The 13,738-nt window shown below is 32.7% G+C and carries 12 protein-coding genes and 1 riboswitch; of the genes, 3 read left to right on the top strand and 9 right to left on the bottom strand.

Annotation, left to right across the window (positions count from 1 at the left end):
- Position 1 precedes the first annotated feature (1 nt).
- Entirely contained in the window at positions 2-751 is a 750-nt protein-coding gene (locus Q4528_RS06520; protein ID WP_052728880.1) for a hypothetical protein, read from the top strand.
- Positions 752-819: 68 nt separating this feature from the next.
- On the opposite strand, the gene lysA is transcribed toward Q4528_RS06520, so the two are convergent.
- From lysA to Q4528_RS06565, 9 genes are all read right to left on the bottom strand, one after another.
- Positions 820-2,085 carry a diaminopimelate decarboxylase gene (lysA, locus tag Q4528_RS06525; protein ID WP_303520999.1) on the bottom strand — a complete coding sequence of 422 codons (1,266 nt, stop codon included), beginning with the start codon at positions 2,083-2,085 and terminating at the stop codon, positions 820-822.
- A 2-nt stretch (positions 2,086-2,087) separates the two neighbouring features.
- Positions 2,088-3,164, bottom strand: coding sequence for an alanine racemase (locus Q4528_RS06530; RefSeq protein ID WP_046466666.1), 1,077 nt, complete (start codon positions 3,162-3,164; stop codon positions 2,088-2,090).
- Between the two features lie 3 nt (positions 3,165-3,167).
- Complete coding sequence (locus Q4528_RS06535; RefSeq protein WP_046466862.1) at positions 3,168-4,319, bottom strand: amidohydrolase; 1,152 nt, start codon at positions 4,317-4,319, stop codon at positions 3,168-3,170.
- 174 nt (positions 4,320-4,493) lie between these two features.
- Positions 4,494-5,213 carry a 2,3,4,5-tetrahydropyridine-2,6-dicarboxylate N-acetyltransferase gene (gene dapD / locus Q4528_RS06540; RefSeq protein WP_046466665.1) on the bottom strand — a complete coding sequence of 240 codons (720 nt, stop codon included), beginning with the start codon at positions 5,211-5,213 and terminating at the stop codon, positions 4,494-4,496.
- A gap of 21 nt (positions 5,214-5,234) precedes the next feature.
- Complete coding sequence (gene dapB / locus Q4528_RS06545; protein WP_046466664.1) at positions 5,235-5,957, bottom strand: 4-hydroxy-tetrahydrodipicolinate reductase; 723 nt, start codon at positions 5,955-5,957, stop codon at positions 5,235-5,237.
- Positions 5,957-6,841 carry a 4-hydroxy-tetrahydrodipicolinate synthase gene (gene dapA / locus Q4528_RS06550; RefSeq protein ID WP_096807796.1) on the bottom strand — a complete coding sequence of 295 codons (885 nt, stop codon included), beginning with the start codon at positions 6,839-6,841 and terminating at the stop codon, positions 5,957-5,959. The genes dapB and dapA overlap by 1 nt, the downstream gene beginning before the upstream one ends.
- Before the next feature lies 1 nt (position 6,842).
- Complete coding sequence (locus Q4528_RS06555) at positions 6,843-7,832, bottom strand: aspartate-semialdehyde dehydrogenase (RefSeq protein ID WP_303521002.1); 990 nt, start codon at positions 7,830-7,832, stop codon at positions 6,843-6,845.
- A gap of 57 nt (positions 7,833-7,889) precedes the next feature.
- Positions 7,890-9,095, bottom strand: coding sequence for an aspartate kinase (locus Q4528_RS06560; protein WP_303521127.1), 1,206 nt, complete (start codon positions 9,093-9,095; stop codon positions 7,890-7,892).
- Between the two features lie 82 nt (positions 9,096-9,177).
- Positions 9,178-9,354, bottom strand: a riboswitch (Lysine riboswitch).
- 358 nt (positions 9,355-9,712) lie between these two features.
- On the bottom strand, positions 9,713-11,314 hold the full coding sequence (locus Q4528_RS06565; RefSeq protein WP_072291811.1) for an ABC-F family ATP-binding cassette domain-containing protein: 1,602 nt from the start codon (positions 11,312-11,314) through the stop codon (positions 9,713-9,715).
- A gap of 144 nt (positions 11,315-11,458) precedes the next feature.
- On the opposite strand from Q4528_RS06565, the gene cvfB reads away from it, so the two are divergent.
- On the top strand, positions 11,459-12,367 hold the full coding sequence (cvfB, locus tag Q4528_RS06570) for an RNA-binding virulence regulatory protein CvfB (RefSeq protein WP_046466659.1): 909 nt from the start codon (positions 11,459-11,461) through the stop codon (positions 12,365-12,367).
- A gap of 346 nt (positions 12,368-12,713) precedes the next feature.
- Positions 12,714-13,679 carry a PstS family phosphate ABC transporter substrate-binding protein gene (locus Q4528_RS06575; protein WP_046466658.1) on the top strand — a complete coding sequence of 322 codons (966 nt, stop codon included), beginning with the start codon at positions 12,714-12,716 and terminating at the stop codon, positions 13,677-13,679.
- Positions 13,680-13,738: the final 59 nt, after the last annotated feature.

Here is a 13,738-nt window from a genome sequence, read left to right on the forward strand (position 1 = left end):
AATGTTAAACGAAATTTTTAAATTTACAGTAAAGTTAAAGTCATTTTGGGTCTTATTATTAATCAGTTTATATCCATTACTTATTTTTATAGCAGAACTAACACATAGTGATTTTGTTTCATTATCATCAACTGAAAAAAATAGTGTCTCGTTTGCAGAATTACTGATTGCTATTTCTGATACAGAACTTAAATTTTTATTACCCATTGTATTAATAGGTATGATGATTGGTCAAAATTTTAATGATGATATTAAATCAGGCCGCTTAATCTTATTTAAAGATCAAAATAGGGATAAGATATTTAACTATAAATTTTTATCTATTTTATTATTAGTTATTATCTCACGAATAATATTAATCATTTCTAGCATTATCGTATATCTATTCTTTGTTAATAAACACGACTATTCTTCACACTCATTATTCTTAAATGATACATTAGTGAATAAAAGCTTTATATTATCATTAGTAGGTATTTTCAGTACGATTATTATTTTGTTATTTTTAGGAATTTTATCATCAATTAAATTTAATTCAGCTTATACAATTATGATTATGGTAATTGGATACATATTAACTAAAATCGTAGAAATGCTACCTAAATTTAAAGTTCTACCAGTATCTTTTATAAAACTAGAACATGTTCAAGATTTTAATTTTCAGTTAGGTATGATGATAGGGCTAACATTGCTCTACATTATTATTTTTTACGTCATCGCTCGTACATTATTTAAAAAATTACAGTATTAATACAAAATTAAAGGTTCAATACAAGACAATCATTAATTGGTTGTCTTATATTGAACCTTATTTTTTAACTATTTTGTATCATTAATAATCAATTGTCTTAATGATTGACGTTTAATGACTTCACGTGCTTTGCCATCTTTAATAAAGAATACTGATGGCTTTTGCATTTGGTTATAATTTGAAGCCATAGAATAGTGATAAGCACCAGTTGATAATATCGCTAAGTAATCTCCACGTTGTACTGAACTTGGAAGCTTAGCATTTTTAATAATAATATCTCCCGATTCGCACAATTTACCTGCAATTGTCATAGTATCATCCGCTTCTTCATGACGATTAACGAGTAACGCTTGATACTCGGCATCATATAACGATGTTCTAATATGATCACTCATACCACCATCAATAGATACATATTTATTGACTCCAGGAATAACTTTTGTTGTTCCTACTTCATATAGTGTTATACCAGCTTCACCAACAATTGAACGTCCTGGTTCGATGCCTATTTCAGGTGTATCCATATTTAACTTGTTAACTTCTTCTTTAATGGCATCTGTAATTTCAGCAATACCAGTTTCAATAGGGAAGCTAACATCGCCTTCAACATATTTAATTCCAAATCCGCCACCGAGGTTAAGCAATTCAATATCAATATTGTTGTCATTTAACCAATTCAACACAATTTTAGCTGTTTCAATCATTGCTTCAGTACCTTCGATTTGTGAACCAATATGGAAGTGAATACCTTTTAAATGAAGGTGTTTAGTTTGTTTAATTTTATCTACCGCTTCATTAGCTAATCCATAACGGATCGAAAGGCCAAATTTACTATCTTCTTGACCTGTTTGGATAAATTCATGTGTATGTGCTTCTACACCAGGATTGACTCTTAATACTACTTGTACAGTATCATTAGCATAACGATCAATTAAATCAATTTCTTCTAAAGAATCTATGACAAAATAACCAATGTTATTTTCTAAAGCATATCTAATTTCATGTTTCGTTTTGTTGTTACCATGGAAGTGGATTCGACTTGGGTCAAAACCTGCTTCAAGTGCTGTATATAATTCTCCTTCAGACACTACATCTAAATGTAAATCTTCTTCTTGAACCAATTTAACCATTTGTATACATGTAAATGCTTTCGAAGCATATGAAATATTATATTTTAACCCGCTTTGTTGAAATGCTTGATGATAACGACGCATTTGATTACGAATTTGATCTTCATCATAAACAATGGTAGGGGTACCAAAACTTTGAGCCACTGTTTTAAGACTTGTACCTCCTAATGTTAATTCGCCGTACTCGTTATATTCTACTGTCATATTTATCTATACTCCTTTATAAGAGAATCATGATTCATTGCGCTAAGTTGTTCTGAATTTGCTCCCACACCCTTAAATGTGTATTCGTCTATGCGCATATCTTCATTATATAATACAACTTGGTCTTGTGCATGTACGTTATCGTCAACTTCCACAAACATATGACTCATCATTAATGCACGAATAGGGTAGCGTTTTCCATTAATAAGTGCTTCATGTTGTGCTCTCGTTCTTAAAATACCATCACCATAACCAACATCTACTACTGCAAGTTTCGTATTATCATTTTGAGTTTCAAATGCCCAACTATAACCACAATAATCGCCTTGCTGAACATCACGCACTTGTATAACATTGGCTTTCACTGTTAGTGATTGTTGAATCACTTCTTCATCTAAACTACTATATGGGCGTGAACCATATAATGCGATACCAACTCTTGCATGTGTATGATGGGGAAGAACGACTTGACCTTCACGATAATAACTTGCACTGTTTTGAGCATGGATTAAATCAAAATGATGACCTTCATCTAATAAAGTGTTCAATACTTCTAGCCATGCTGCACGTTCATGGTCATATTCAGGTACACCGAATTCATCTGCATAACCAAAATGAGTCCATAAACCAGAAATAATCATTTTATCTTGATTTGAATTTTGTTGGTGATCTTGTAATACTTCTTGTATTTCGTCTAATGTTTTAAAACCAGAACGATGTAACAAATTTTCAAATTCTAAATGCACATGAATACCATGCAAGTCATTCTTATGTTCATAATAATATTTTAAAGAAGGTAACGTCATATGAATTTCATTTTCACGAACAGTATCAAAATCATACACTGCATTCATAAGAAATACTGTAGCATTAGGCGCTAATTCACGTACTCTTACAGCTTCTTTTAACGAAGTCGTACTGAATGTATCAATTCCTGCTTTTAAAAATTGTTTTACGGCAAATTCCAAACCATAGTGATAAGCATTATTCTTAACAACAGCCATCATAGGTTGTTGATTTTTAACTTTCTTTGCATTTTCTAAAAAAGCGTCTGAATCGACTGACCAAATCGCTGTCAATGGTTACACCTCTTTGTAATTTAGTAATAAATGTTCATAATAGTTGGCTACATCAATTAATACTTTTTCATCAAAATTTAAATGAGATGTATGTAATCCTGTTACATAGCCTTTATCTTTATTTCGTGTACCTACAAACACAAAATAAGCTGGTGCTAATAATTGACCATAGAAACTAAAGTCTTCGCCAAATAAAAATGGCGTTGGTTTTTCAATGACTTCTAAGTGAGCATCTTTAAGCGCTTGCTCTACAGGTTTGCGTAATTTAGGATTATTAATTGTGGCAGGGTATCCTTCTTCAAATTTCACTTCACAATCCACATTAAATAGTAGTTTCACACTGTCAGCTATTTTTTGCATTTGATTTTTAACAATAGTTAAATCATCAACATCGTATGTACGAATAGTACCTTCTAGATAACCATGACTTGGTACTGTATTAATCGCTTCACCAGCTTCAAAATGTCCCATATGTACGATATTACGTTTTAAACCATTTAAATGATATTGTTGAATTTGACCAACTTGCGTTAACACGTGATGTAATGCTTCACCACAAGAATAGCCTTGTTCTTTATCTGCAACATGGCTAGATAAACCTTTTAAATAAAAGCGATATTCAGTCGCACTAGCAGTAATTTCTTCATCTCTGATTACTACTGTGCCTTCATCTGAGAATGGATTTACATGGATACCAAATACTGCTTCAATAGGATATTGATCAAAGGCTTTGGCATTAATAAGACGATGTGCACCGCCACCTGTTTCTTCAGCAGGTTGGAAAATAAACACAACATTATGAGGAAGGGTACCTTGATCAGCCATTGCTTTACAACGTTGTACAAACAACATCAGGGCAGTTGTATGTCCATCGTGTCCACAAGCATGCATCACATTATCATTTTGACTTCGATAGTCTACATCATTTTCTTCAAAAATCGGTAAAGCGTCAATATCTGCTCTATAAGCAATCGTATGATTACTATTACCTTCTAAATAGGCGATAGCACCTGTTTCTAGTGGTCGTTCAAATGGTACTCCGAGTTCATTTAAAAATTGAGTGATATACTCAGTCGTTTCGTATTCATGTAAACTCAATTCAGGATGTTGATGTAAATGTCTTCTATGTGTAGTTACAAATTCTAATTCATTCATCAAAATCATTCCTTTCTCCAAAATCCCCTTATCATAACATTAAATTTAATGATATTAAAAAGTCGAAACAAAGAGGAGGGGAGCTATCTGTTCTCAAGAAGTTAATCATTTACTCCTTTAAACTTAAACTGCTCAACCACATCTTCGTTTCAACTTACATTCATTTACGATTTATTAATCGTTTAATTTTCTTAACGCAGACACAATTTCACGTTTAGAATCTTCAACTTCTGAAGTTTGTTTAATGACTTTAGCAGGTGTACCTGCAACAACTGCACCTGCAGGAACATCTTGTGTCACAATAGCGCCAGCTGCAACAATTGCACCTTCACCAACACGCACACCTTCTAAAATAACTGCATTGGCACCGATTAAAACATTATCTTCGATGACAACCGGTGATGCACTAGGCGGTTCAATGACACCAGCTAATACTGAACCTGCACCTACATGTACATTTTTACCTGTAGTAGCACGGCCACCTAAAGTTGCATTCATATCTACCATTGTACCTTCGCCAACAACCGCACCGATATTGATAGTAGCGCCCATCATTACGACAGCACCATCTTCAATAATCGCTTGTTCACGAATAAATGCACCCGGTTCAATTCTAGCATTTGTATTTGTTAAGTCTTTTAAAGGAATCGCAGAATTACGACGATCCATTTCTATCTCAACATCTTTAAATTGATTTTGATATTTTTCATGGAATGGTTTCCATTCGTCTGCTTCTACAAAAATCACTTTAGAATTATCTGAACCAAATACTTTAAATGATTCAGGGAAAGTTACATTGTCAAAATTACCGTTAACATAAACTTTTAATGGTGTTGATTTTTTTGCATCACTAATATATTGAATAATTTCTTGGGCTGATAAATGTTGTACCATAATTTCGCTCCTTCAGTTAAATTATAAATTATCGAAAGTATAAAAACCTTTGTCTTTATGAATTAATTGTTCAGCTGCGCCAATTGCACCATTGGCAAAGATATCTTTAGATTGTGCTTTATGTGAAATAGTAATTGTTTCATCAGTACCAGCGAATAATACATCATGTTCTCCTACAATCGTACCACCACGAACTGCATGAATACCTATTTCATCAGGTGTTCGTTTTTCTGATTTATCATGACGATCATATACTGGCGTTGTTTTTTCACGTAACCCTTCAATGACATCATATAGTTTAACTAACGTACCGCTAGGGGCATCAACTTTTTTGTTATGATGCGCTTCAGTAAGTTCAATATCAAAGTCTTGTAATAGGGGAACAGCCGCTTCTAAAATTTTAGTCAGTGCATGAATACCATAACTCATATTCGCACTGAAAAATACTGGCATATTTTTACCTAGGTCTTCTAGTTTTTCAACTAATTTTTCTTTTTCACCAGTAGTTGCGATAACTAATGGTAATTTGAACGATTCTTCTAATAATGGGAATAGTAAATTAGGATTAGAAAAATCTATCGCAACATCGGCATCTTTTGCGTCAGCAATGTGTTCGTATTGTTGATAAGGTGTTGAATCTTTCGGTGAATCTTCGATAACGCCTACAATTTCATGGCCTTTTTCTTCAGCTAATCTAGCAACTCGTTGGTTCATAGCCCCATAACCAATTAAAAGAATTTTCATTATTTTTCACCTGCTTTAAATGTTTCATAAGCTTGTACTAATTTTTTACGATCATTTTCTTCTAATGGTAGAAGAGGTAAGCGTAGTTCATAGCTTCCAAAGCCTTCATGAGCAGTTAATGCTTTGATTGGTATAGGATTTACGTCTACAGATAGAGCATCTAACAATTGTCCAATTGGTTCGAACGCTTTAGTGATATCGTCCCCGTTTTGTTTAGCGTCATATAAATGTTGGAATTCTTTTGGAATAACATTAGCAATTACTGATATAACGCCATTACCACCACGTTCATAGAAATCAACTACATTATCATCGTTACCACTATAAATTGCAAATTCATCTTGATTAACTCGTTTTTTAACTTCTTCAAAGTAATCAAAATCATTTGTAGCATCTTTAAGTGCAACAATATATTGATTTTTACTTAACGTTTCAACTGTCTCTGGTTCAATCGTCATATTTGTACGAGAAGGCACATTATATAATACAACTGGTAATTCAACCGCATTTGCAATTGTTTCAAAATGTTGTACTAAACCGCGTTGATTCGTTTTATTATAATAAGGTGTAATTAACATGACTGCATCAGCGCCTAATTGTCTAGCTCGAACAGATGCTTGAATTGATTTTTCAGTATTATTTGTGCCAGTACCTGCAATTACAGGTACTTGTTTATCTACTAAATTTACTACAGTTTCTAATACATGCTCTTTTTCATCGTCATTTAAAGTAGGGCTTTCTGCTGTTGTACCATTTACAATGATTGCTTGAGCATTATTTTCTAGTAAAAATGAAACGTGACTTCTTAAAGCATCATAATCTACCTCGTTATTTACGAATGGTGTAGTTAATGCTACACCTACGCCTTTAAACATGTGTGTCATATTAAAGAACTCCTTTCAATTTTAAAACTTGTTCTAAAACTTGAACTGCGTTTAATGCTGCACCTTTCAATAAATTATCTGATGTACACCATACATGGAATGTATTGTCTAAAGAATCGTCTCTACGAATACGACCTACAAACACTTCGTCTTTACCAGTAGAATGTATTGCAAGTGGATATTCATTATTAGCTGGATTATCTACAAGAACTACTCGATCATCTTTGTCAAATAGAGCTTGAATTTCTTCTACAGTTGTATCTTGATCGAATGTGACATCCATTTCCACGCTATGACTATCTTGAACAGGTACACGAACACATGTAGCAGTTACTTTTAAATCTTTATCATTTAAAATCTTACGTGTTTCATCAATCATTTTTTGCTCTTCTTTTGTATAACCATTTTCTAAAAATACATCAATGTGTGGTAACACATTGTTATAAATAGGGTGAGGATAAGCTTCAGGTTCTTTACCATTTGCGCCCTCAGATAAATCTCTCTTACCCTTAATACCAGATCCTGAAACCGCTTGATATGTTGTATAAGCAACACGTTTTAAACCAAATGCTTCTTGTAATACTTTTAAAGGTACAACTGATTGAATTGTAGAACAGTTTGGATTTGCAATGATTCCTCTAGTGAACTTAGGTTCATTAACTTCTGGAACTATTAAATCTACATCTTCTGCCATACGCCATTGACTAGAATTATCAATCACTATAGCACCAGCTTGTTCAAACAGTGGGGCGAAATGTTCACTTGTACCACCACCTGCACTCATTAATACATAGTCAAAATGTTCACTTGCTGCTTCTTCAGTTAATTCTTGTACTGTATATGTTTGTCCTTGAAAATCTATATTTTGACCAGCAGAACGTGCTGAAGAAAATAACACTAATTCGTCAAAGGGAATTGCTTTTCTATCTAATGTTTCTAACATTTTTGTTCCTACTAATCCTGTTGCGCCAACTACTGCTAATTTTGTCATGTGTAAGTCACTCCGTTTTCAATATTATTAATATTGTGAAAAATTAAGTTAAATCAATTATATATCAAAAGCACCGTATAGTTCTTCGACAGCTTTTTCACCATTTTCAGCATCAATGACATAAGAAATACTAATTTCTGATGTGGTTGTTTGGTAGAAGGGGATTTTAGCATTAATTAAAGTTATAAATGCTTTAGATGCAACACCTGACATATCTCTCATACCAGAACCAATTAAAGAAATTTTGACATAAGCTTCGTTAATTTTATAATCAAGAGCTTCAAAATTAACTGCTAACTGTTCTAAAATTTGTGAGATTTGATGTACATCTGAGTCTTTAATACTAAATGATAATTGTAATCCTTCATGGTTAACGATTTGGGAAATCATATCCACGTTAACTGAGCCTTCTTCTAATTCAGTGAATAATTGTGTTAATAAACGATTATCTGGTAGGGGATATGTGATTGTAACATGCATCATGTGTTTATCTAATGCGACCCCAGTTACTGCTTTTTTCTCTAATAAATCACTTCTAGACATAATCCATGTTCCTTTCACATTTGATAAAGTTCTTCCTAAATATAGTGGAATATTGTAATTTTTAGCCAATTCAACACTGCGCGTCTCAAGCACGCCAGCACCAACTGCACTCATTTCCATCATCTCTTCATAAGATACATACTCTAAACGTTTAGCATGACTTAAAATTCGAGGATCTGTGGCATATACACCATCTACATCTGTATAGATTTCGCAAGGTATGTTATTGCTAGCTGCTAATGCCACTGCTGTAGTATCAGAGCCACCTCGACCTAATGTAGTTAATTCATGGTTCTCATTAATTCCTTGAAAACCAGCAATCACAAGTACATCATGTTGCTCAAATGCATCAGTGAAGGTTGATGGGTTAATTTCAGCAATTTTACTTTTTAAGTGATGTCCAATTGTTTTAATTCCAGCTTGGTATCCAGTCATGGCTTTAGCACTAACACCAATATCGTTTAGCACCATAGACAAATACGAAACTGTTTGTTGCTCTCCAGTTGTTAAAAGTAGGGCAAGTTCTTGCTCTTTTGGAGTTGACGTTAAGGATGATACATTTTCCATCAATTGATCTGTAGTTTTACCCATAGCACTCACTACAACAATCAGTTGTTCATCTTGTTCAACTCGATCTTTTAACATGTTGGCTATATTTTTAATCTTTGTAAAATCGCTGACGGAAGATCCGCCAAATTTCAAAACACTTCTATTCAAAATTTGTCCTCCTCAGTTAGTAGGGAGGCCCACCTATTCAATAAAAAAAGAACAAGTCTGGAATGCGACTTGTTCTACATTTATGTACAAGTGATGCACTCCATTATTATCAAATAATGACAAACTCTTAGCTCTTAACCAAAAAGTCCAACAAATGATATCTGCTATTATCATTCGTTTCGGCATTGCCCCCTTTCAATATTAGCTGTTAGCAGACAGTAATCTAATATTTACTCATGTTTAATGCGCCTCATCAAAATCTTATTCAATTGATATGTTTTTATTATACATATCTGACATGTGACTGTAAACCAATAATTGTGATTTTTTCAAATAAACAGAAAATTTTAAAGCCACTTTCTTTTAGCAAAGATTAGTGGCTTTTATGCAAAAGTTTGATTAAAACTTTTGTATTCCTTAAAACCTTATAGCATTTTAATGCTTAGTATCGCTTGTGCAATCGTTAGAAGAACGAGTGTATTCCTTTTTAACTTCTTTCAAAGATCAATAGTTTTTATGCAATCGTTTGTTAAAAATCTTAATAAAATAGGGGACTAAAATCCCATAAAAAACCCTTAAGTGACATCAACATTCACTTAAGGGTAATCAATATACTTTAATTATTGTAATACTCCAATTTCTTGTAAGTACTCTTCATAAGGAATTTCTTTTGAAACAGAACCTTGTGGATTTAAATCAATTACACGGTTAGCAATAGTGTTAATGAATTCAAAGTCATATGACGTAAAAATAAGTGAACCTTTAAATGATTTTAATCCATCATTGACTGCAGTAATACTTTCTAAGTCTAAATGGTTAGTTGGTTCATCTAATAATAATACATTCGCACTTGAAAGCATCATTTTACTTAACATACAACGTACTTTCTCTCCACCTGATAACACGCTTGCTTTTTTCTTAACTTCTTCACCACTAAACAACATACGTCCTAAGAAACCACGTAAGAACGTTTCAGTCTGTTCATCTTCTGGTGCATATTGACGTAACCAATCAACAAGATTCATGTTTACACCATCAAAGTATTCAGAGTTATCTTTAGGGAAGTAACTTAATGAAGTTGTAACGCCCCATTTATATGAACCTTCGTCTGGTTCCATTTCACCAGCTAAAATTTTAAGTAGGGTAGTTTTAGCAATTTCACTATCTCCAATTAAAATAGCTTTATCGTTAGGGTTCATCGTAAATGAAATATTATCTAATACTTTTTCACCGTCAATTGTTTTAGAAAGATTTTGGACACTTAACAAGTCATTACCAATTTCTCTTTCTGGAGTGAATTTCACATATGGATAACGTCTAGATGATGGTTGAATATCATCTAATTCGATTTTTTCTAATTGTTTTTTACGACTTGTTGCTTGTTTAGATTTAGAAGCATTTGCAGAGAAACGTGCCACGAAATCTTGAAGTTCTTTAATTTTTTCTTCTTTTTTCTTATTTTGTTCTTGTACCATTTTTTGAGCTAATTGACTTGATTGATACCAGAAATCATAGTTACCAACATAAACTTTAATTTTACCAAAGTCTAAATCTGCAATATGTGTACATACATTATTTAAGAAGTGACGGTCATGTGATACTACGATGACTGTATTTTCAAAATTAATTAAGAAATCTTCTAACCAACTAATAGCTGGAATATCTAAACCATTGGTAGGCTCATCTAGTAATAGTACATCTGGATCGCCAAATAAACTTTGCGCTAATAATACTTTTACTTTTTGATTATTTTCAAGTTCAGACATCTTTTTGTCTTGTAAAGATGCGTCAATACCTAAACCAGATAGTAAGTTTGCAGCATCTGCTTCTGCGTTCCAACCATTCATCTCAGCAAATTCGCCTTCAAGTTCAGCAGCACGAATTCCATCTTCATCACTGAAATCTGGTTTCATATAAATTTCATCTTTTTCTTTCATTACTTCATATAAACGTTCGTGACCTTTAATAACTACATCAAGTACACGTTCGTCTTCATATGCAAAGTGGTCCTGTTTTAAAATTGCTAATCTTTCATCTTTACCTAGTGATACATGACCAGTTTGTGAATCTAACTCACCAGATAATATTTTTAAGAAAGTAGATTTACCTGCACCATTCGCTCCAATTAATCCATAGCAATTACCATCAGTAAATTTAATATTTACATCTTCAAATAGTTTACGATCGCCAAAACGTAAACTTACATCAGTTACTTGTAACATGCATTTGCTCCTTTTTATATCGTTATTCTAACGGAAGAATTATATCATATTATTAAGATACTTTCGACCACCTACAACTTGTAATGATAGATTACTCCGCTCATGTTATACTATAAAAGAATAAATGACTCGAAGGAGAATATAATGGCACTAGAAAAAGATATCGTAGGTTCAATTGAATTTTTTGAAGTTACCGGCTTACAAGGTTCGACTTATATGTTAAAAGGACCAAACGGAGAACAAGTTAAACTGAATCAATCAGAAGTAAATGAAGAAGATGAATTACAAGTAGGTGAAGAATATAGTTTCTTTATCTATCCAAATAGATCAGGAGAATTATTTGCAACACAAAATATGCCTGATATCACTAAAGATAAATATGATTTTGCAAAAGTATTAAAAGTAGACCGTGATGGTGCACGTGTTGATGTAGGTTTACCAAGAGAAGTATTGATACCATGGGAAGATTTACCAAAAGTTAAAACACTTTGGCCAGAAGCTGGTGACAAACTACTTGTTACTCTAAGAATCGATAGAGAAAATCAAATGTTTGCTCGTTTAGCAAGTGAAGGTATTGTAGATAATATGTACACGCCAGTTCATGATGATAGTAAGCAAAATGAAATGTTAGAAGCTAGACCTTATCGTGTCTTACGTGTAGGTAGTTTCTTATTAAGTACGGAAGGCTACAAAGTCTTCGTACATGAATCAGAACGTAAAGCTGAACCTAGACTAGGTGAGTTAGTTAAAGTACGTATCATTGGCCATAATGAACAAGGTGAGCTAAATGGTTCATTCTTGCCATTAGCACATGAACGACTAGACGATGATGGACAAGTCATTTTTGATTTATTAGTTGAATACGACGGTGAATTACCATTTTGGGATAAATCAAGTCCAGAAGCCATTAAAGAAGTGTTTAACATGAGTAAAGGTTCATTTAAACGTGCTATCGGACATTTATATAAACAAAAAATCATCAATATTGAAACAGGTAAAATTAGTTTAACTAAAAAAGGTTGGTCTCGTACTGAAAACAAACAAGATAAATAATACAAAATCTTGTTTCTTCTATTAAAAAGGTAAACTTAATTTAATAACAACATTGTATTGCGTTGATTGAAACTCATATTTCAATCAACGCTATTTTTATGTTAACAATACTTACTTTAATATTTCCTCTTCTACTGAATTTCTCCTAAATCTTTGAATAATCTCAATACGATTAAAGTCTAAAAAGCTGATATATATAAGAATTTCTAATAACTTAACATAACTAAATCTAAACTTAACAAAACATTTACATTAACATAGTTTTTAATTAACAATGATTCGTTAATATTAGAACTGTAAGAAATACATATAACATTTGGGTTATTTATATTAGGAGGATGTTTCAATGAAAAAGTGGCAATTAGTCGGTACGACTGTATTAGGAGCTTCAGTACTTTTAGGCGCATGTGGCGGCGGTAACGGCGGTTCAGGCGAAGGTAAAGATGTAAGTGGTGAAGTAAAAGGTGACGGATCTTCAACAGTCGGTCCTATCATTGAAAAATTAAACGAAAAATTCGCTAAAGATTATCCAGACGCTACAGTATCATCAGGTACTTCAGGAACAGGTGGCGGATTCGAGAAATTCATTTCTGGAGAAACAGATTTCTCAAATGCTTCAAGACCTATTAAAGATGAAGAAAAGAAAAAATTAGAAGACAAAGGTATTAAATACAAAGAATATAAAATTGCTCAAGATGGTGTAACAGTAACAGTAAACAAAGATAATGACTTCGTAAAATCATTATCTAAAGACCAACTTAAAGAGATCTATTCTGGAAAAGCTAAAACTTGGAAAGACGTTAACTCTAAATGGCCTGATAAAAAAATCAAAGCGTTCTCTCCTGACCAATCACATGGTACATTCGACTTCTTTACTGAAGAAGTAATGGATAAAGGCGATATCAAAGCTGAGAAAAATGCTGATACTAACGTCATCGTACAATCAGTTCAAAAGAACGAACAAGGTATTGGTTACTTTGGTTATAACTTCTATCAACAAAATAAAGACAAATTAAAAGAAGTTAAAGTCAAAGATGATAAGGGCAAAGATACTAAACCAACTAAGAAAACAATCCAAGATAACTCTTATGCTTTAAGTAGACCATTATTCATCTATGCTAAAGAGAAATCATTAAAAGATAACAAAGCTTTCCAAGAATTCATGAAATTCACTCTTAAAGATGAAGGTAAATCTGCAGAAGATGCTGGTTATGTAGCACTTCCTAAGAAAGATTACAAAGATCAACTTAAAGAATTAAAAGATTACATTAAGAAAAACAGCAAAGACTCTGATAAAAAAGAAGATAAATAATTAACAATAGAGTTTGGGAATACAACGAAAATCAATACAAAGTGGATTAATTCAGCCAC

Source organism: Staphylococcus pasteuri (genome assembly GCF_030547725.1).
Classification (GTDB): Bacteria; Bacillota; Bacilli; order Staphylococcales; family Staphylococcaceae; genus Staphylococcus; species Staphylococcus pasteuri.

Bases quoted from the DNA above. Each gene is read 5' to 3' on its own strand.
- Q4528_RS06520 (WP_052728880.1), top strand. From the start codon at position 2: ATGTTAAACGAAATTTTTAAATTTACAGTAAAGTTAAAGTCATTTTGG.
- lysA (WP_303520999.1), bottom strand. From the start codon at position 2,085: ATGACAGTAGAATATAACGAGTACGGCGAATTAACATTAGGAGGTACA.
- Q4528_RS06535 (WP_046466862.1), bottom strand. From the start codon at position 4,319: ATGAATGAATTAGAATTTGTAACTACACATAGAAGACATTTACATCAA.
- dapD (WP_046466665.1), bottom strand. From the start codon at position 5,213: ATGGTACAACATTTATCAGCCCAAGAAATTATTCAATATATTAGTGAT.
- dapB (WP_046466664.1), bottom strand. From the start codon at position 5,957: ATGAAAATTCTTTTAATTGGTTATGGGGCTATGAACCAACGAGTTGCT.
- dapA (WP_096807796.1), bottom strand. From the start codon at position 6,841: ATGACACACATGTTTAAAGGCGTAGGTGTAGCATTAACTACACCATTC.
- Q4528_RS06555 (WP_303521002.1), bottom strand. From the start codon at position 7,832: ATGACAAAATTAGCAGTAGTTGGCGCAACAGGATTAGTAGGAACAAAA.
- Q4528_RS06565 (WP_072291811.1), bottom strand. From the start codon at position 11,314: ATGTTACAAGTAACTGATGTAAGTTTACGTTTTGGCGATCGTAAACTA.
- cvfB (WP_046466659.1), top strand. From the start codon at position 11,459: ATGGCACTAGAAAAAGATATCGTAGGTTCAATTGAATTTTTTGAAGTT.
- Q4528_RS06575 (WP_046466658.1), top strand. From the start codon at position 12,714: ATGAAAAAGTGGCAATTAGTCGGTACGACTGTATTAGGAGCTTCAGTA.